Source organism: Nocardioides sp. zg-DK7169 (assembly GCF_013155365.1).
GTDB lineage: Bacteria > Actinomycetota > Actinomycetes > Propionibacteriales > Nocardioidaceae > Nocardioides.
Genome location: NZ_JABJRA010000006.1, coordinates 198,299 through 216,495, shown reverse-complemented (window position 1 = coordinate 216,495; position 18,197 = coordinate 198,299). Strand labels below are relative to the sequence as shown.

General features: G+C 71.7%; 18 protein-coding genes. 7 read left to right on the top strand and 11 right to left on the bottom strand.

The features are described from left to right. Window positions 1–36: 36 nt before the first annotated feature. Window positions 37–459 (bottom strand): hypothetical protein, encoded by a 423-nt coding sequence (locus tag HOQ23_RS11800; RefSeq protein ID WP_172214784.1) that lies wholly within the window; start codon window positions 457–459, stop codon window positions 37–39. Between the two features lie 88 nt (window positions 460–547). Here HOQ23_RS11800 and HOQ23_RS11795 point away from each other — a divergent pair, with 88 nt between their 5' ends. Beyond that, the gene (locus tag HOQ23_RS11795; protein WP_172214783.1) at window positions 548–1,015 is read left to right on the top strand and encodes a hypothetical protein; all 468 of its coding nucleotides are present in this window, start codon (window positions 548–550) and stop codon (window positions 1,013–1,015) included. After that, window positions 1,012–1,308 carry a transcriptional regulator gene (locus tag HOQ23_RS11790; RefSeq protein ID WP_172214782.1) on the top strand — a complete coding sequence of 99 codons (297 nt, stop codon included), beginning with the start codon at window positions 1,012–1,014 and terminating at the stop codon, window positions 1,306–1,308. The genes HOQ23_RS11795 and HOQ23_RS11790 overlap by 4 nt, the downstream gene beginning before the upstream one ends. Before the next feature lie 35 nt (window positions 1,309–1,343). Here HOQ23_RS11790 and HOQ23_RS11785 read toward each other — a convergent pair whose 3' ends face one another. The 4 genes from HOQ23_RS11785 to HOQ23_RS11770 all read right to left on the bottom strand — a co-directional run bounded on the left by HOQ23_RS11785 (window position 1,344) and on the right by HOQ23_RS11770 (window position 5,602). Continuing rightward, a complete protein-coding gene (locus HOQ23_RS11785) occupies window positions 1,344–1,493 on the bottom strand; it encodes a hypothetical protein (protein WP_172214781.1) in 150 nt (49 codons plus the stop codon). 109 nt (window positions 1,494–1,602) lie between these two features. Beyond that, the gene (gene rlmC / locus HOQ23_RS11780; protein WP_172214780.1) at window positions 1,603–2,730 is read right to left on the bottom strand and encodes a 23S rRNA (uracil(747)-C(5))-methyltransferase RlmC; all 1,128 of its coding nucleotides are present in this window, start codon (window positions 2,728–2,730) and stop codon (window positions 1,603–1,605) included. Window positions 2,731–2,868: 138 nt separating this feature from the next. Then, a complete protein-coding gene (locus HOQ23_RS11775) occupies window positions 2,869–4,095 on the bottom strand; it encodes a TerC family protein (RefSeq protein WP_172214779.1) in 1,227 nt (408 codons plus the stop codon). A 220-nt stretch (window positions 4,096–4,315) separates the two neighbouring features. Next, window positions 4,316–5,602: a hypothetical protein gene (locus HOQ23_RS11770; RefSeq protein WP_172214778.1), complete on the bottom strand. Its 1,287-nt coding sequence runs from the start codon at window positions 5,600–5,602 to the stop codon at window positions 4,316–4,318. Window positions 5,603–5,916: 314 nt separating this feature from the next. On the opposite strand from HOQ23_RS11770, the gene HOQ23_RS11765 reads away from it, so the two are divergent. Further along, window positions 5,917–7,494 (top strand): FAD-dependent oxidoreductase, encoded by a 1,578-nt coding sequence (locus tag HOQ23_RS11765; RefSeq protein WP_172214896.1) that lies wholly within the window; start codon window positions 5,917–5,919, stop codon window positions 7,492–7,494. On the opposite strand, the gene HOQ23_RS11760 is transcribed toward HOQ23_RS11765, so the two are convergent. From HOQ23_RS11760 to HOQ23_RS11750, 3 genes are all read right to left on the bottom strand, one after another. Continuing rightward, window positions 7,437–7,940 (bottom strand): hypothetical protein, encoded by a 504-nt coding sequence (locus tag HOQ23_RS11760; protein ID WP_172214777.1) that lies wholly within the window; start codon window positions 7,938–7,940, stop codon window positions 7,437–7,439. The genes HOQ23_RS11765 and HOQ23_RS11760 overlap by 58 nt on opposite strands. 116 nt (window positions 7,941–8,056) lie before the next feature. Continuing rightward, on the bottom strand, window positions 8,057–8,545 hold the full coding sequence (locus HOQ23_RS11755) for an aminoacyl-tRNA deacylase (protein ID WP_172214776.1): 489 nt from the start codon (window positions 8,543–8,545) through the stop codon (window positions 8,057–8,059). A gap of 20 nt (window positions 8,546–8,565) precedes the next feature. Then, window positions 8,566–9,639: an alkene reductase gene (locus tag HOQ23_RS11750; RefSeq protein WP_172214775.1), complete on the bottom strand. Its 1,074-nt coding sequence runs from the start codon at window positions 9,637–9,639 to the stop codon at window positions 8,566–8,568. Here HOQ23_RS11750 and HOQ23_RS11745 point away from each other — a divergent pair. The 4 genes from HOQ23_RS11745 to HOQ23_RS11730 all read left to right on the top strand — a co-directional run bounded on the left by HOQ23_RS11745 (window position 9,638) and on the right by HOQ23_RS11730 (window position 13,174). Next, entirely contained in the window at window positions 9,638–9,787 is a 150-nt protein-coding gene (locus HOQ23_RS11745) for a hypothetical protein (protein WP_172214774.1), read from the top strand. The genes HOQ23_RS11750 and HOQ23_RS11745 overlap by 2 nt on opposite strands. Window positions 9,788–9,808: 21 nt before the next feature. Continuing rightward, window positions 9,809–11,377 carry an MDR family MFS transporter gene (locus HOQ23_RS11740; RefSeq protein ID WP_172214773.1) on the top strand — a complete coding sequence of 523 codons (1,569 nt, stop codon included), beginning with the start codon at window positions 9,809–9,811 and terminating at the stop codon, window positions 11,375–11,377. Window positions 11,378–11,471: 94 nt separating this feature from the next. Continuing rightward, window positions 11,472–12,140, top strand: coding sequence for a Type 1 glutamine amidotransferase-like domain-containing protein (locus tag HOQ23_RS11735; protein WP_172214772.1), 669 nt, complete (start codon window positions 11,472–11,474; stop codon window positions 12,138–12,140). 113 nt (window positions 12,141–12,253) lie between these two features. Beyond that, window positions 12,254–13,174, top strand: a complete 921-nt coding sequence (locus HOQ23_RS11730) for an SDR family NAD(P)-dependent oxidoreductase (protein WP_172214771.1) — start codon at window positions 12,254–12,256, stop codon at window positions 13,172–13,174. A gap of 17 nt (window positions 13,175–13,191) precedes the next feature. Here HOQ23_RS11730 and HOQ23_RS11725 read toward each other — a convergent pair whose 3' ends face one another. From HOQ23_RS11725 to HOQ23_RS11715, 3 genes are all read right to left on the bottom strand, one after another. Beyond that, window positions 13,192–14,448 carry an HNH endonuclease signature motif containing protein gene (locus tag HOQ23_RS11725; protein ID WP_172214770.1) on the bottom strand — a complete coding sequence of 419 codons (1,257 nt, stop codon included), beginning with the start codon at window positions 14,446–14,448 and terminating at the stop codon, window positions 13,192–13,194. Between the two features lie 147 nt (window positions 14,449–14,595). Continuing rightward, a complete protein-coding gene (locus tag HOQ23_RS11720; protein ID WP_172214769.1) occupies window positions 14,596–15,117 on the bottom strand; it encodes a hypothetical protein in 522 nt (173 codons plus the stop codon). A 91-nt stretch (window positions 15,118–15,208) separates the two neighbouring features. Then, window positions 15,209–18,049, bottom strand: a complete 2,841-nt coding sequence (locus HOQ23_RS11715; RefSeq protein WP_172214895.1) for a vitamin B12-dependent ribonucleotide reductase — start codon at window positions 18,047–18,049, stop codon at window positions 15,209–15,211. Window positions 18,050–18,197 lie beyond the last annotated feature (148 nt).

Below are 18,197 nucleotides of genomic sequence, written 5' to 3'. Positions count from 1 at the left end.
CCGATCACCCGAGGGTGGCCGGCCGCGCGGTGCGTGTCAGGCCAGCTTCCAGACCCCGGGGCCCGCGGCGACCAGGACGCCGCTGTCGATGAGCTCCTTGCGCGCCTTGCGCGCGGCGGCGCGCCAGCGCAGCTCGCCCTGGGGGTTCTTCTCGCGGTCGCCGGGCTTGAGGTCGTCGACCAGGCGCTCCTCGAGGGCGGTGAACATGTCGTCGGCGCCGAGCTCGCCGCCGGCCTCGTCGAGCACCGCGATCACGTGCGGCACCAGCTCGTGGGGCTGGGTCCACTTGCGCGGGACGACGCGCGGCGGGGCCTCGCGGGTGCCGGGCACGCGGGTGCTCCGCACGCGGGGCGTGCTCACCTTCGGCGGCGGGTCGGGCAGTGGCGCCGGCTTCGGCATGCCGTGCACGCAGGTGCTGAGGGGGAGGTCACACAGGTCGCAGTAGTCCGCATCAGCCACGACACAGACGGTACGTCGTGCCCGAGGGAGAGCGTCACGCACCCCCGAACGCTTGCCAGTCCGGAAAGTGATCGCTACGGTTTCCAACATGGAAAGCATTGATCGTGCCGAGCTCGTCCGGGCCCAGCGGGCCGCCGAGCGCGCCGAGGCGGCGCCGTACACCGACTACCCGCCGACCCCGTGGTGGTACCCGCCCGCGATGGGCGTCTGGGTCACCGCCTACGTGCTGCTGCTGACGCTGCGCGAGGGCCACGGCGTGTGGCTGATCGTGGGCATGGTGGGACTCGCGGCCCTCGTCGGGCTGTTCCTGAGCTGGTACTCCCGCCACCACGGCGCGATGCCCAACCTGCGCCGCGCGCCGCGGGAGTTCCGCCCCGCGTTCGCCTGCTACGCCGGGGTGCTGGTGGGCATCGTCGGGTCGACCGCCCTGGCCTGGCGGCTGGTCGGCCCCGTCCTGGCCGCCCCCGTCGCCTTCGTCACGACCGTCGCGGGGATCGTCGTCTACGAGCGTGCGTACGCCGCCGCAGCGCGGCGCACCCGGGAGCGGCTCGCGTGATCGAGGACCTCGACCCCGTCATCCACGCGCCCAAGCGGCTCGCGGCGATGGCGATGCTGTCCTCCGCGAGCTCGGTGAGCTTCACGTTCCTGCGCGAGCACCTCGACATCAGCGACTCCGACCTGTCCAAGCAGATGGCGACGCTGGAGAAGGCCGGCTACGTCGAGACCACGAAGTCCGGACGCGGGCGCGGGGCGAGCACCACGTTCCGCATCACCGCGGTCGGGCGCCGGGCCTACGCGCGCCACCGCGCGGCGCTCGCCGCGATCCTGGCCGGGCCCGAGGGCGCCTGACCTCTCCGCCCGCGGCGGGTGTGGCGCCGGGACGCTCAGCGGCGCAGGCGCCGCGCCTCGACCTCGATCTGGGCCTGGTGCCGGGCGCGGAGCTCGGCGAGCCGGCGGGCCTTCTCCTCCGGCGGAAGGGCGCGCCAGGACCCGCGTCGTACGCCGCGGCGCCACTGTCTCCCGATCGACCTCACGGCACGGAGGCTAGCGAGGACCCGCACGCGGCCGCATCCGACTTTGGTCGGCGGTCTCGACAGGCTCGACCAACGGCTCAGCCCGGGCAACGAGCGCGGGCGACGGGCCTCACGGCCGGCGCTCGAGCAGGACGATCACCTCGTAGTGCGCGGTCTGCGGGAACATGTCGAGCACCCGCGCGCGCACCGGGCGCAGCGAGGGCATCGCGGCCAGGTCCTTGGCCAGGCTCACGGCGTTGCAGCTGGAGTAGACGACGTGGCGCACCCCGGAGGTCTCCAGCCAGCCGGCGAGCTCGGGGCCGATCCCCCGCCGGGGCGGGTTCACCACGACGAGGTCTGGCGTGCTCGGCGCCGCGAGGGCGTAGGCCGTCGCGTCGTCGGCGACGAAGCGGACGCCGTCCAGGCCGGACTCGGTCGCGGTGAGGCTCGCGCTCGCGACCGCCTCGGTGCTGGTCTCCACGCCGATGACCTCGCGCCCGGGGGCCGCGACGTGCAGCGCGAAGCCGCCGACCCCGCAGTAGAGGTCCCAGACGGTGCGCGGAGCCGCCTCCTCCACCCACTCGCGTCCCTGGCGGTAGAGCGCCGCGGCGACCTCGGTGTTGGTCTGGAAGAAGCTCTGCGGGCGCAGGTGCAGGACCAGGCCGTTGACCGCCATCGGCAGCGTCTCGCGCTCGGTGAGCGCGATCTCGTCGGCTCCCTCGAGGACCGCCTTGTGGTGCGGCTGGAGGTTGACCGACGCCGCGGCCAGGGCGGGCAGCCGCTCCAGGAGGCCGGGCAGGTGCTTGCGGATGCGTGCCAGCGACTCGGTGGAGCGCAGCACGAAGCGGACCATCAGCTCGCCGTCCGGCGAGGCGGTGACGAGCAGGTGCTTGAGCTCGCCGCGCCGCGCCCGCACGTCGTACGGCGTGAGCGCGGCGTGGGTGACGAAGTCCGCGAGCACCGGCAGCGCGGCCTGGATCAGGGGCGCGTGCAGTCCGCAGTCACGCAGGTCCACCCCGCCGCCGACGGGGTCGAGGATGCCGAGGGTCGGCTCGGGGAGGGTTCCGGCGACGACCATCTTCGCCTTGTTGCGGAACGCCGACTCGGCGCTGGCGACCGGCTCCAGCCAGGTGAGGCCGGTCATGGGGCCGAGGAGCTCACGGCAGTGCCGCTCCTTGTCCGCCAGCTGGGTCGCATAGGGCCGCTCGATCCACGTGCACGAGCGGCAGCGTCCGGCGTCGAAGTGATGGCACTGCATGGCTCCGCAAGGCTACGACCCGCACCGCCCGCGCGCGGCGGGACCCGCAGATTGGCGACGGGGCCGCACTCCGGAAGGAGTGCGGCCCCGTTCGAGGGTGCAGGCGCGTGGGCCCGGCCGGTGCGGCGAGCCCTGCGCTCAGACGTGGTCGTCGAGGCTCTGGGGCCGCTCGCGCCCCGCGGCGACGGCGGTGTCGTGGCTCTCGCGCGCCTGGGTGAGCAGGGTGAGCGCGTCGGGCCGCTCCTCGCGGACGAGCTCGCGGTACTTGTCGCCCAGCGCGATGATCTGCGCGCGCTCGCGGAGCAGGGCCTGGTAGATGCGCTGGCGCTCGGCGGGGTCCTGGGTGTACTCCGCGTCCAGGTAGGCCTGGGCGTGGCGGCGGGCGTTGTTGATGGCCGTGATCGCCTTGCCCTTCTTGCTGACCAGGGACGCGACGACGGTGACCGCGAGGACACCGATGATCACGGTCAGCGAGAGGCCGGTGGTGATCTCGAAGACCTTCACGTGCTCGCCGTCGTTGATGAGCGGCACGTTGTTCTCGTGCAGCGCGTGCAGGATCAGCTTGACGCCGATGAAGGCCAGGATCGCCGAGAGGCCGTAGGACAGGTAGATGAGGCGGTCGAGCAGCCCGTCGATGAGGAAGAAGAGCTGGCGCAGGCCCATCAGGCTGAAGGCGGTGGCCGTGAACACGATGAACGCGCTCTGGGTCAGGCCGAAGATCGCCGGGATCGAGTCCAGGGCGAACAGGATGTCGGTGCCGCCGATGGCCACCATGACCAGGAGCATCGGCGTCATGACCTTCTTGCCGTTCTCCATCGTGAACAGCTTGTCGCCGTCGTAGTGGTCGCTGGTGTGCAGGAAGCGACGCGCCAGCTTGACGATGAAGTTGTCGGCCCCTTCCTCACCGCCCTCGTCGTGCTTGAGCATGTTGCCCGCGGTCAGCAGCAGGATCAGGCCGAAGAGGTAGAAGATCCAGGCGAACTGGTTGATCAGCGCCGCGCCCACGAAGATGAACGCCGAGCGCGCGATGAGGGCGAACACGATGCCGAAGAGCAGCACCTTCTGCTGGTCCTCACGCGGGACCCGGAAGCTGCCCATGATCACGAGGAACACGAACAGGTTGTCGACCGACAGGGCCTTCTCGGTGATGTAGCCGGCGAAGTACTCCCCGCCCATGGTGGTGCCGCCGAAGACGAGCACCAGCAACCCGAACACGAGGGCGAGACCGACATAGATCGCCGACCAGATCGAGGCTTCCTTGAGCGTCGGCACGTGTGCCTTGCGCACATGGAAGAAGAAATCGAAGGCGAGCAGCCCCACGATGGATGCCATCGTGATGCCCCAGACCCAGGTGGGGACGTCCATGCGTCATTTGCTCCTTGCAAGCTGTGCCGTGACTCGGCTGCGTTGGTGAACCTCAAGGTATCAACGCACGGCAACGCGCCTGAGTGCCGCGGTGCGGCGGCGAATCCGAGGCGAGGACCGCGGACCGCCGGCCGGTCGCCCCGGCGGAGCCGGATGCACTGCTGCAGAAATGGAGCGACCCCGCTGGCGTCTCGGGTCACCAGCGGGGTCGAGAGAAACTCTACGTCGTCTCCGGCCCGATCCGAACCGAGATGCTCGTTCTTGAGGGTTTCTTGAGGGAACCTTCAGACTCCTCCGCGGGGCCCGGCGGCGGTGCAGCGACCGCCCCGGCCGGCGGCTCGTGGGACGCCGGGCCGGGCCCGGGCGACGGCGCGGGGACCCCGGCCTCCCGGTCGGCGACCAGGCGCAGCGCGCGGCGCAGGTGGGCGAGCAACGGGGCCAGGTCGGCCTCCGGCAGCGGGGGCTCGGCGCGGCGCAGCGCGACGAGCTGGCGCACGAGCTCGTGGCGGTCGTGGCCGAAGAGGTGGGCGACGGTCTCCACCGAGAGGTCCGGGTCGTCCTGGAGCAGCTCGGCCACGGTGGCCACGGCGGGGTGCAGCGGGGCCGGGGCCCGCCGCGGCGCGCTCACCTCACGCTCGAGCGGCAGCCGGCCGCCGACACGGGCGTGCAGGTCGGCCGCGACCCGTTCCACCTCGTCGACCAGCACCGCGACGGTCCCGCGCAGCGCCACCGGGGCGAGCGGCATCGCGACCACCCGGTGGGTGATCACCACCGAGCCGTCCCAGAACAGGTAGCGCCCGAGGGTGGCGTCGCGGTTGAGCAGCTCCAGCTCGAGCGGGAGCCGGTCGGTGTCGACCACGTCGCAGACCACCTCCATGAGCAGGTCGAGGGCGGGCTCGTCGTGCAGGACCCGGACCACGACCGCGTTGTCGTCGGAGATCGGGACCACCAGGTCGCCGTCGTCGGTGTGCACCGGCTCGGTGGTCATCGGGCGCAGCGCGTCGTGGACGAGGTTGCGCAGGTGCTCGTCGTCGAGGGGCACCGTCGCGAGCGGCTCGTCGACGCTCGGCGCCTCGGCGGGCTCGGGGGCGGCGGTCCAGGAGTCCAGGCCCTCGACCTCGAGCAGCGCGGGATGCAGGCACCCGTGGACGGCGCGCAGGGTGTCGATGCTGCGGGCGGCGACGCGGTCGACCTCACGCACCGCCACCACCAGCTCGTGCACGGCCTCGCCGGCAGGCTGGAAGGCGGGCAGGCCCCAGCCCAGGTCGTGCATCTCCTGGGGGTCCGGCTCGCCTCCCCCGGCCTCCACGCGGAGCCGGTCGCCGGCCTCGCGCACGAACACGACGTACGCCGGGTCGTCGGCTGCGGCACCCGTCTGGGCCTCGCGGAGCCCGACGTGCACCGCCTGGCCGACCTCCAGGGCCGCGAGGTCGTCGGCCAGGCCGCGGCGGAACCGGCGCCAGGCGTCGTCGACCTCCCGGTCGAACCCGTCGCGCTGCTCGTCCATCCGCCGCCTCTCCTCAGACCGTGCCGGCGCCGCGCCGACACCGGAGACGCTACGCCAGAGCGCCGACGGCGCCGTGGCGGCCGCGCGGGTCAGCGCGGGGCGCCGTCGCTCTCCTCGCGCGACACCCGGTGGGTCAGGTCACGACTAGCGCGGGCGGTGAGGGTCCCGGACATGGAGGAGGAGAGGCCCTCGCCTCTCCCTCTTCAACGTATAGCGGCTCCGGGGGCTTGCGGCAAGACCCCCGTGCCGTCGAAGAATCGCCGGCCGAGGGCGTCGTCTCCGGCGCCCGGGGCGAGGGACGGGACGTGGTGGGAATGGATGCCGACGTGATCGTGGTGGGCGCCGGGCCGACCGGCCTGCTGCTGGCGGTGGAGCTGCGCCGGGCGGGCGTGGACGTGGTGGTGCTGGAGCGGCACCCGCGGATCCGGGAGGTGGCGAAGGCGGGCGGGCTCAGCGGGCAGGTCCTCGACCTGCTGGAGCTGCGGGGCGACCTGCCGCGCTTCGAGGCGGCGAGCACGGCACCGCGGCCGGCTCCGCACTTCCCGTGGGGCGGGATGCACGTGGACCTCAGCCGCCTGCCGGACCCGCCGATGGCCGCGTTGCCGCTGCCGCAGCCGCTGCTCGAGGAGGTGCTCGAGGGGTTCGCCCGCGAGCTCGGCGCGCAGGTGCGCCGCGGGCACGAGGTGGTCGACCTGCGCCAGGACGAGGCGGGCGTGGAGGTCGAGGTCCGCGGCCCGGAGGGGACCAGCCGCCTGCGGGCGTCGTACGTCGTGGGGTGCGACGGGGCGCGCAGCCGGGTGCGCGAGCTGGTCGGCATCGGTTTCCCGGGCACGACGTACCCGGAGGTGCACCGCCTCGCCTCCACCACGATGCCCGCGTCGGTGCGGCTGCTCGAGTCCGGGGACCTGGAGGTGGACGGCGTCGGCCGGATCGCCTTCGGCTTCACCCGCACCGAGCGCGGGGAGTTCGCCGCCGGGTCGGCGCAGCCCGGGGTGCTCGGGGTGTTCACCAGCGAGCCCGACACCGGCACCCACGACGACGACGAGCCGATGGACGTCGAGGAGGTGCGGGCCAGCGTGCGGCGGGTGCTGGGGGTCGACCTGCCGTTGGGCGAGCCGATCCGGCTGACCCGCTTCACCTTCCACGCCCGTCAGGCCGAGCGGTACCGCGAGGGGCGGGTGCTGCTGGCCGGGGACGCCGCGCACCTGTTCCCGGCCCCGGGGGCGGCGCTCAACGTCGACCTGCTCGACGCCGTCGCCCTGGCCTGGCGGCTGGGCGCCGAGGTCGGCGGATGGGCACCGCCCGGGCTGCTGGAGGGGTACGGCGAGGAGCGTCGCCTCGCCGCCGAGCGGACCATGCTGCACACCCAGGCGCAGGTCGCGCTGCGGCGCGGCCACGACGCGGCCGCGCAGGCGCTGCGCGGGCTCCTGGGCGAGCTGTTGACCGACGAGCAGCCGCTGCGCCGACTGGGGTCGCTGATGGCCGGCACCGACGTCCGCTACCCGCTGCCCGGCCACGAGCGGCACCCGCTCGTGGGGGCGTTCGTGCCGGTAGCGCTCGATCGGGACATGGCCGCGGGGACGGACGCCGCGCTCCGGGTCGGCGCCCGGCCGGTGCTGCTCCTGCTCGCCGACCGCCCCGAGCTGCTCGACGCCGCCGAGGGGTGGCGGCACCGGGTCGAGGTCCGCCGCACGCACGTCGAGGACCGGCCAGCCGATGCCCTGCTGGTGCGCCCGGACGCCCACGTGGCGTGGGCCGCAGGCATCGACGAGCCGGCCGACGCCGCGGTGGCGGAGCTGCGCGAGGCGCTGGCGCGGTGGTGCGGAGCACCGGGTCAGGACCCGTCGATGCCCGCCGCCGCCAGGCCGGCTCCCCACTCGCGTGCCCGCTGAAGCTCGCCGTCCTCGAGGGGCCCGGCGACGTCGTGGACGTAGAAGCTCACCGCGTCCACCACCGTGCCGTGGTGGTGGCGCTCGACCTCCCGCTTCGCGGCCTTCGCCGCGGACCCGGGCAGGTGCCGCACGGTGCGGACCCGGGTGTCGAAGGTGGCGATCGGCACCGCGAAGTCGCCGGGCAGACCGGCCAGCCACTCGCGCAGGCCGGGGGCCGAGGAATCCGCACCGGCGCCGCGCTGTCCGGCGTCCTCCCGGGTGCTGGGCCGCGACATCGAGAACGCATGGGTCGGACCACCGACCACGAGCAGGTCGAGGCCGTCGGGCAGCGCGGGGGCCGTGGCGACCTCGATCACGGGGGTGCCCTCGCCGAGGCCCTGCGCCACGGCTTCGGCGATCTCGCGGGTGTTGCCCCACATGCTCTCGTAGACCACCACTGCGTGCATGCCGTCCTCCGGTTCGTCGTCGGCGCGCGTCGTGGGACGATAGGGACGCCGCTGCGCCCCGGCGCGGTCTCCCCGCCGCTATGCCCGAAGTGCGGTACGGCGCCGAGGGCGCACCCTCAGGCCGGCTCGGTCACGTCGGCCACCTGCGCCCCGAGGTGGGCGATCACGTCGTCGGCGGCGAGCGTGGCGGCGACGCCGTGGGCGCCGCCGCCGAGGGAGATCGTCCGTCCCACGATCCGCTCGTCGGCGACCACCGGCAGCGTGGTCGCGGCACCGAACGGCGTGATGGTGCCGCGCTCGTAGCCGCTCACCTCCCGGGCGGTCTCCGCGTCGGGCATCGACATCCGCTTCACGCCGAGCAGCGCGCGCAGCTTGGGCCACGAGATCGCCCGGTCGCCGGGGACCAGGACGAACAGGTGGTCACCCGCTCCCCGGCGTACGACCATCGTCTTGACGATCGCGCCGGGCTCGACGCCGCGCCGCTCGGCCGCCTCCGCGAGGGAGCCGACCGGGCCGTGGCGGGTCACCGTGTGCGCGATGCCCGCCGCGGTCAGGGCGCGCAGGGCGGGGGTGTCGCCCGGCGTCTCCGCGATCTCCTCGTCCATGCGCTCAGGCCCTCAGGTGCTCACGCGGTGAGGAACGGGTAGTCGGTGTAGCCGGCCGCGCCGGGGCCGTAGAAGGTCGCCGGGTCCGGGGCGTTCTCGGGGTGCTCGCCGCGCCAGCGCTCGGCCAGGTCGGGGTTGGCGATCGCGGCGCGCCCGACCGCCACCACGTCGGCGTGCGCGGCCTCGATCAGCTGCACCGCCTCCTCGCGGGTGGTGACCGTCCCGAAGCCGCTGTTGGCCATGAACGGGCCGGCGAAGCGGCGGCGCAGCTCCTGGGCGAGGTCGCCGGCGGGCTCGGCGTGCAGCAGCGAGAGGTAGGCCAGGCCGAGCGGGCGCAGCTGGTCGAGCAGGGCACCGTACGTCGCCAGGACGTCGTCACGGTCGGTCTCCAGCGCGTCCTGGATGTTGTGCTCGGGCGAGAGCCGCAGGCCGACGCGGCCGGGGCCGACGGCCTCGGCGACGGCGGTGACGACCTCGACGACGAAGCGGGCGCGGGCCTCGGGCGAGCCGCCGTACTGGTCGGTGCGCTGGTTGGAGGCCGGCGAGAGGAACTCGTGGAGCAGGTAGCCGTTGGCGCCGTGCACCTCGACGCCGTCCAGACCGGCGGCGATCGCGCGCCGGGAGGCGGCGACGAAGTCGGCCTTGACCTCCTGGGCCTCCTCGAGGGTGAGCGCGTGCGGGACCGGGTAGGACTGCTTGCCCTTCTCGGTGTGCCCCTCGCCCTGGATGGCGATGGCGCTCGGCGCCTCGACCCGGCGCCCGCCGTTGACGTCGGGGTGGGTGACCCGGCCGGCGTGCATCACCTGCAGGACGATCCGCCCGCCGCGGGCGTGCACCGCCTCGGCGACCCGCGCCCAGCCGGCCTGCTGCTCGTCGTTCACGATGCCGGGCTGGCCGACGAACCCCTGGGACTCGTGGCGGGGGTAGGTCCCCTCGGTGACGATCAGCCCGAGGCCGGCGCGCTGGGCATAGTGCTCGACGAGCAGGTCGTTCGGTACGCCGCTCGCGCCCGCGCGCATCCGGGTCAGGGGCGCCATCGCGAGACGGTTGGTCAGCTCGAGGTCGCCGAGGGTCACGGGGGTGAAGAGATCCATGCCCGTGCACAACACCGGTGCGGCCCAGGTGTTCCGCGTCGAGCGCAAGTGCGTGATTGCCCACTCCGCAGCGCCGTTCTGCCGTGACCAAGGTCACTTCACGGTCGTACCGTGGCAGGTGGCCGGGTGCGCCCGGGTCATCCCCTGAACCCCAGTGGCTGGAGCCTCCATGGCAACCACCTCCGACGAGACGGGCAGGATCCCGCGGGCGGTCCTCGTCACCGGTCTGGTGGTCGTCGCCGGCATGCTGATGCCGGTGCTCGACAGCACGATCGTGAACGTCGCGCTCGACACGCTGAGCTCCGACCTCGACGCCTCGCTGAACAAGACGCAGTGGGTCGTCACCGGCTACCTGCTCGCCGTCGCCATGGTCATCCCCATCACCGGCTGGGCGATGGACCGGTTCGGGTCGAAGACGATCTGGATCATGGCGGTGACCTTGTTCATGCTCGGCTCCGCACTGTGCGCGGCCGCCTGGAACATCGAGAGCCTGATCGGCTTCCGCATTCTCCAGGGCCTCGGCGGCGGCATGCTCCTGCCCGCCGGGCAGGCGATGATCGCCAAGGCCGCGGGGCAGGACCGGATGGGCAGTGCCATGTCCATCCTGGGCATCCCCATGCTGCTGGGCCCGGTCTTCGGGCCCGTGCTCGGCGGCCTGCTGGTCGAGTACACGACCTGGCACTGGATCTTCGTCGTCAACGTCCCCGTCGGACTCATCGCGATCGCGCTGGCGGTCTGGAAGCTGCCCGGCGGCCGGCCCGAGGACGACGCGGGCGCGCTCGACGTCATCGGCCTCGTGCTGCTCTCCGGCAGCCTCGCCAGCCTGCTCTACGGTCTCTCCGAGGCGAGCTCCCAGGGCGGCTTCGACAAGGCGGGGGTGCTCGGCTGGCTCATCGGCGGTGGGGTCGGGCTGGTCGCCTACACCGCGTGGAGCCTGATCCGCGGGCCGGCGTCGATCATCGACGTCCGGCTGCTCACCAACCGGGTCTTCGCGAGCAGCACGGTCGCGATCTTCCTGGTCGGCATCGGCATGTTCGGCGGGATGCTGCTGCTGCCGCTGTACTACCAGACCGTGCGCGGCCAGGGGGCGCTCGACGCGGGCCTGCTGCTGGCGCCCCAGGGCCTCGGCGCGGTCGTGGCCGTCATCCTCACCGGCCGGCTCACCGACCGGATCGGCGCGGGGTACGTCGTCCCCGTCGGCGTCGTGCTCGCGCTCATCGGCACCCTGCCGTTCACGCAGGTCGGCACGGACACCTCCTACTGGTGGCTCTCGCTCGCCCTGTTCGTGCGCGGCATCGGGTTGGGCGCGGTCATGATGCCGACCATCTCCTCGGCGTACAGCACGCTGACGAAGGACAGGGCGTCCCGCGCCGCACCCACCCTCTCGGCCACCCAGCAGGTGGGCGCGTCGCTCGGCAGCGCGCTGCTGGTCACCGCGCTGACGCACCACTTCACCCACGAGCTCATCAAGCGCGGCGTGGACTCCGCGAGCCGCGGCAGTGGTGGCGGCAGCACCGAGCTCTCCTCGATCCCGCGCCAGGAGATGCCGGTGGTCGGACCGCTCCTCGCCGACTCCTACGGGTTCGCCTTCTGGGTGGCGTGGGCGCTGATGGCCCTCATCATCCTCCCGGCCATGGGGCTCCCCCGGCACTGGCACGGCAAGGACACCGACGACACCCCGCCGGACGCGGCTCCCGACGCGGCCGCCGACGTGACGCCGGTCCGTCCGGCCGGCTAGCGCTCGGGCGCGGACGCCCTCGACCGGCGCCGCTGAGTTCCTGCGCCGTCCCGGGTCTCCACGCACGTCCCCTCCCAGGTCCCAGGAGTCATCCGTGAAGCTGTTGCTCACCTCCGGCGGTGTCACCAACCCGAGCATCCACGCCGAGCTCGAGAAGATGCTCGGCAACCCCGTCGCCGAGTCGCACGCGCTGGTCATCCCCACCGCGCAGTGGGGGCACCCGATGTGTCGCCCCTCCTCGGTGCAGGGGCTGGTGGCCGCGGCCCCCGACTCGCGCTTCGGCCACCTCACCGGTCTCGGGTGGGCCTCGCTCGGGGTCCTCGAGCTGACCGCGTTGCCCACGATCGGCGCAGACCGCTGGGTGCCGTGGGTGCGCGACGCCGACGTGCTGCTCGTCGACGGCGGCGACGCCACCTACCTGTGCCACTGGATGCGGGAGTCCGGGCTCGCCGACCTGCTCCCCTCGCTCCCCGACACCGTCTGGGTCGGCGTGAGCGCCGGCAGCATGGTGCTCACCCCGCGGATCGGCGACGACTTCGTCGAGTGGCCCGACGCCCCGGACGACCGCACCCTGGGGATTGTCGACTTCTCGATCTTCCCCCACCTCGACCTCTTCCCGACCAACACCATGGAGGCGGCCGAGCGATGGGCCGCCGAGCTCGGCGCCCCGGCGTACGTCATCGACGAGCAGACGGCGATCAAGGTCGTCGACGGGGTGGTCGAGGTGGTCTCCGAGGGGCGGTGGGTGAAGCTGGGCTCGTGAGGGGCGGACCCGCGCGCACCTCAAGCCCGCGTCCAGCACACGACCTGCGGACAACCGCAGCCGGGGCCACTGAGCGGGCCGCGGCCGGCATCTTGGGTCGGAGGAGCATGAGGATGGGCGGCATGTCGTCGAACCGCCCGCCCGAGCCCGCCGTACACGTGGTGACCGGTGCAACCGCCGGTCTGGGCCTGGAGACCGCGGCTCGCCTGGCCGAACAGGGTCACCATGTCGTGTTGTGCGGTCGAGGCCAAGAGCGACTCGAGGCCGCTCGGGCCACGATCCTCGAACGGCAGTCGGACGCGTCACTCGATCTGCTCGAGCTGGACCTCGCGTCCCTCGAGCAGGTCCGCCGCGCCGCCGGGCAGGTCCGGCACCGGTATGAGTCGGTCGACGTGCTGATCAGCAACGCCGGGGTCATGTACACACCGCTGGAACGGACCAGCGACGGGTTCGAGTGGCAGTTCGGGGTCAACCATCTCGGGCACTTCGAGTGGACCAAGCAGCTCATGCCCCTGCTGCTGGCTGGATCGGGCGCACGCGTCGTGAACCTCTCCAGCGCCGGCCACCGCGCCCACGGCGTCGACCTGGCTGACGCCAACTGGGAGCGGCGGCCCTATGACAAGTTCGCCGCGTACGCGGCGTCCAAGACGGCGAACATCCTGTTCACCGTCGAGCTCGAGCGCCGGTCCGGCAGGTACGGCGTGCACGCGTTCGCCGTACACCCGGGCACCGTGAACACCACGCTCGGGCGCTACATGACCCGTGAGGACATGCGCCATCTGAAGCAGCTGGTCGCGGAGCGCGCGGGGGCGCCCAGCGGCGAGAAGCCCCCGCCGCTGGTGTATTCGACCGTGCAGGACGGAGCGGCCACCTCCGTCTGGGCGGCGACCAGCCACGAGCTTGACGGCCGCGGTGGTCTCTATCTCTCCGACTGCGCGGAGAACACCCCCGCGCCCCACGCAGTCGCTGCCGACCAGGCGGAGGAGCTGTGGCGGCTCTCCGAAGCACTGTGTGGCACCTGGGACAAACGGTAGGACAGATCGGGCGGTCGTTAGGTTCGCCGAGTGAATCGCAGGTCCCCGTTCGGCATGCGTTGATGCAGATATCGATCGTCGTGGATCAGGTGATGGTGATGGTTGCAGAGCAGGATTCCATTGTCGAGATCGGTCTTTCCACCTGCTGACCACGGATTCAGATGATGTGCCTCGCACCAGGTCGAGGGAATCGTGCACCCGTCCGCGCGGCAATTCTTGTCGCGAATAGCGAGGGCTTTTCTCTGACCGGGACTGAAGAGGCGATTCGCGTGGCCGAGGTCGAGCGGGACCGACTTGGTGCCGAGTACTGCCGGGACGAGGTGGGCGGTGCAGGCGAGGCGCCGGGCCTCGCCGGCGGTGATACGTGAGCCGTCGGCGAGGGTGGCGGATCCCAGTCCCTCGACGAGCGCAGTCAGGTCCATCGTGATCACCAAGGTCGTGGCGTCCCCACCGTGCAGCGGCAGCCGGGACGGATCGATGGCCTCCAACAACGAGCAGAACGCCTCGCCCAACCGACGCTCGTAGGGCACCCGCCGCCCGTCCGCCGCCGGCTCATCCGCTCGGCGGGGGTTGGTGAACGACTCCAGCATCGTGGTCAGGCGCAGCGCGACACTCTCCGGCACCTGGGCGCGGATGATCGCGGAGCCGTCGCCGAGGTGCCGCACGCCCAGCGTCGTACGCCGCCGAGCGCGGCGTTCCGCGGCGCGCAGCTGCTCCTCCTCGACCTTCTCCGCCCACTCGGGAGCGACGACCTCCAGCAGCCGCTCGGCCAGACGGCCCAGCTCGCGCGGCCCGAAGTCGGCGGCCTGCTCGACGAGGTAGGTCTCGGCGCGGGCCAGCATCGCCGACCACTCCTCCGCGCTCGCCTCGACGAGGTCGAACGCATCAGTGAGGTCGTCGAGCGCAGCGACCATCACGTGGCCCTGGTCGACGCTCACGTGCCCACCGGCGAGTGCTGTGCCGACGCGGTGCCAACGCAGCTCGCACGCGACCCCGAGCCGCTGCAACCGTCGGGCGGCCGCCCCTGAGGTGTGGGTGCGGTGCGCCACCCACGCGGCCACGTCGCGACACCCGTCCGCGTCGGCCACGTCATCGGCGCACGCGATCACCCGCGCGTGCATCGCCTGCGCGCGCGAGGCCAGGTGGGCCGTCATCCGCAACGCCTGACGCTTCTCGGGCACCGACAGGAAGGTCGGGTCCCGGTCCGCGATCTTGTCGAGGAACGCTTCTGCGCACCCCACGTCGGCGAGGTAGGGATGAGCCGTGTCGGCCATCGTCGCCTCCCGAGAGGACGTGGTGGATAAGTGGTTGCCAAGCACTATTCTATCCGTGTTCGAAAGTGTTCGAAATAGCCAAGAAGGTAAAGTCTGAATCTGTGGATAAAGGCGCCCGAGCTGCGACCATCCGGATGGTGACGACGACTATCCGCTCGTCACCTCGAGGTCCACGAGAACGCCCGTCCACACGGCGCGCGTCGCTGGGTCGAGGGACCCAGCGTGCGGCAGGTAGCTCGACTGAAGGTCCTCGTAGCGGGCCGTGCCCGGGACGGGGTACCAGGCAGTGTCGTCACCGGGTCGGCACTCCTGCCACTCCATGCGGACCCGCGTCACCAGGCCTTCCGTCGTCGGAAAGCCGTCAGGGACATCGACGTTGTTCGCCGAGACGACGCCGAGGAGGTCGACGGGGCCGGTGACCGACTGGGGCGCATCCCAGTAGATGCTTGCGCCGTCCGCGTCGATGATCGTCGGATGCCTGCCACCCTCCGCTCCGGCCCACGGAGGAATGGCCCGGGCGAGACCGGTCAGCCGGTGGTGCTGATCGGGAGCCTGGTCCCCTCGACTGCTCTCGCGGAACTCCAGCCACGCACCGAACTGGTCACCCACGACGATGACGGCGCCGTCTTCCTCGAGGCGCCAAGCGGGGACATGCACGGTCAGGCCCACGTCGACAGTCTCCCGTACAACGTGCAACGAACCCGACCCCCCCCACACGGAGGGGCCGGGTTCGCCGCGTGTCGATCGTGGGCTGGCTACCTCAGCTGCAGCCCGAGGTGCTGCCGCAGCCCTCGCACACGTGGCAGGAGCCGGCGGGGCGCATCTTGGTGCCGCAGGTGAAGCAGAGCGGGGAGTCGACCGCGGAGCCGGTGATCTTCTCCATGAGCTCGGCCGAGGTGTGGGCGTCGGCCGGGGCCGGCTTCGCCACGGGAACGACCGGGGTGGTCGCGGCGGGCGCGTCCTCGATGAGCTCGGCGGCGGCGCCGGTCTCCTCGACCGACTCATACGAGCCGGTCTCGAGGTGGCGCTGACGCTCGTCGGCGGAGTAGATGCCCAGCGCCGCGCGCTGCTCGAAAGGCAGGTAGTCCAGGGCCAGGCGACGGAAGATGTAGTCCATGATCGACTGCGACATCCGCACGTCCGGGTCGTCGGTGAGGCCGGCAGGCTCGAAGCGCAGGTTGGTGAACTTCGAGACGTAGGTCTCCAGCGGGACGCCGTACTGCAGGCCGATCGAGACCGCGATCGAGAACGCGTCCATCACGCCGGACAGGGTCGAGCCCTGCTTGCCCAGCTTGAGGAAGACCTCGCCGAGCTCGCCGTCGTCGTGGGCGCCGGAGGTCATGTACCCCTCGGCACCGCCGACGGTGAACGACGTGGTGCGCGAGACGCGCGACTTCGGCAGGCGCTTGCGGGTCGGGGCGTAGACGACCTTCTCGACGACCTTGGTCTCCACCTCGGCCGGCTTCGCCTCGGTGCCCTTGTTGTCGCCCTTGCCGCCGGAGAGCGGCTGGCCGACCTTGCAGTTGTCGCGGTAGATCGCGGTGGCCTTGAGGCCGAGCTTCCAGGACTGCATGTAGACGTCCTCGATCTCCTCCACGGTCGCCGTCTCCGGCAGGTTGACCGTCTTGGAGATCGCGCCGGACAGGAACGGCTGCGCCGCGGCCATCATCCGCACGTGGCCCATGGCCTTGAGCGAGCGGGCGCCCATGGCGCAGTCGAAGACCTCGTAGTGCTCGGTCTTCAGGCCGGGGGCGTCGATGACGTGGCCGTGCTCGGCGATGTACTCGACGATCGCCTCGATCTGCTCGGGCTGGTAGCCGAGCTTCTTCAGCGCGCGCGGCACCGTCTGGTTGACGATCTGCATCGAGCCGCCACCGACGAGCTTCTTGAACTTGACCAGCGAGAAGTCCGGCTCGATGCCGGTGGTGTCGCAGTCCATCATGAAGCCGATGGTGCCGGTGGGCGCGAGCACCGAGGCCTGCGCGTTGCGGAAGCCGTTGGTCTCGCCGAGCGCGATCACGTCGGCCCAGGCCTGGGTGGCGAGCTTGTGGACCTGCTCGTCGGCGACGTGCAGCGGGCGCACGGTGTCGTTGGCGGCCTGGTGCTTGCGCATGACCCGCTTGTGCGCGTCGGCGTTGCGGGCGTAGCCGGCGTACGGGCCGACGATCGCGGCCAGCTCGGCGGAGCGCTTGTAGGAGGTGCCGGTCATCAGCGAGGTGATGGTCGCGGCCATCGCGCGGCCACCGTCGGAGTCGTAGCCCAGGCCCATCGCCATCAGCAGCGCGCCGAGGTTGGCGTAGCCGATGCCGAGCTGGCGGTAGTCACGGGTGGTCTCGCCGATCGACTCGGTCGGGAAGTCCGCGAAGCAGATGGAGATGTCCATCGCGGTGATGATGAACTCCACGGCCTTCGCGAAGAGCTCGCCGTCGAACGTGTCGTCGTCCTTGAGGAACTTGAGCAGGTTCAGCGAGGCGAGGTTGCACGAGGAGTTGTCCAGCGACATGTACTCCGAGCACGGGTTGGACGCGGTGATGCGGCCGGTCTCGGGGTTGGTGTGCCAGTCGTTGATCGTGTCGTCGTACTGCAGACCCGGGTCGGCGCACTCCCACGCGGCCTTGGAGATCTTGCGGAACAGCTCGCGGGCGTCGACGCGCTCGATGATCTCTCCGGTGGTGCGCGAGCGCAGACCGAAGTCGGTGCCCTCCTCCACGGCGCGCATGAACTCGTCGGAGACGCGGACGGAGTTGTTGGCGTTCTGGTACTGGACCGAGGTGATGTCCTTGCCACCGAGGTCCATGTCGAACCCGGCGTCGCGCAGCGCGCGGATCTTGTCCTCCTCGCGCGCCTTGGTCTCGACGAACTCCTCGATGTCGGGGTGGTCCACGTCGAGCACGACCATCTTGGCGGCGCGACGGGTGGCACCACCGGACTTGATCGTGCCGGCCGAGGCGTCGGCACCGCGCATGAAGGAGACCGGGCCGGAGGCGGTGCCGCCGGAGGAGCGCAGCAGCTCCTTGGAGGAGCGGATGCGGGAGATGTTCAGGCCGGCGCCGGAGCCGCCCTTGAAGATGAAGCCCTCCTCCTTGTACCAGTTCAGGATCGAGTCCATCGAGTCGTCGACCGAGAGGATGAAGCAGGCGGAGACCTGCTGGGGCGACTCGGTGCCGACGTTGAACCAGACGGGGCTGTTGAAGGAGAAGTACTGGTGCACGAGCAGCCAGGTGAGCTCGTGCTCGAAGACCTCGGCGTCCGCGGCGCTGGCGAAGTAGCCGTGCTCGAGGCCCGCCTTGGTGTAGGTGTGCACCACGCGGTCGATGAGCTGCTTGAGGCCGGTCTCGCGGGAGTCGGTGCCGACGGCGCCACGGAAGTACTTGGTGGTCACGATCGTCGAGGCGTTGACCGACCAGAAGTCGGGGAACTCCACGTCGCGCTGCTCGAAGACGGTCTCGCCGGTGCGCCAGTTGGTCTGGACGACGTCGCGACGCTCCCAGTTGATCTCGTCGTAGGGGTGCACGCCCGCGGTGCTGAACACCCGCTCGACCTTCAGGCCCTTCTTCGCGGCCTTGCGCCCCCTGGTTGCGCTGGTGACCGTCTCCGTCATGCCCGTCTCCTCTGATGCGTCGTGGCTGGTGTTGCTGGCTGTGGTGCTCATGCTCGGTGGTGCTCCGGTCGGTGCTCTCACTGTCGATGGTCTCTCCGAGCACCGACAAGTGGTGGAGGAAGCTGGTGGAAGGCCCGGTGCGCAGCTT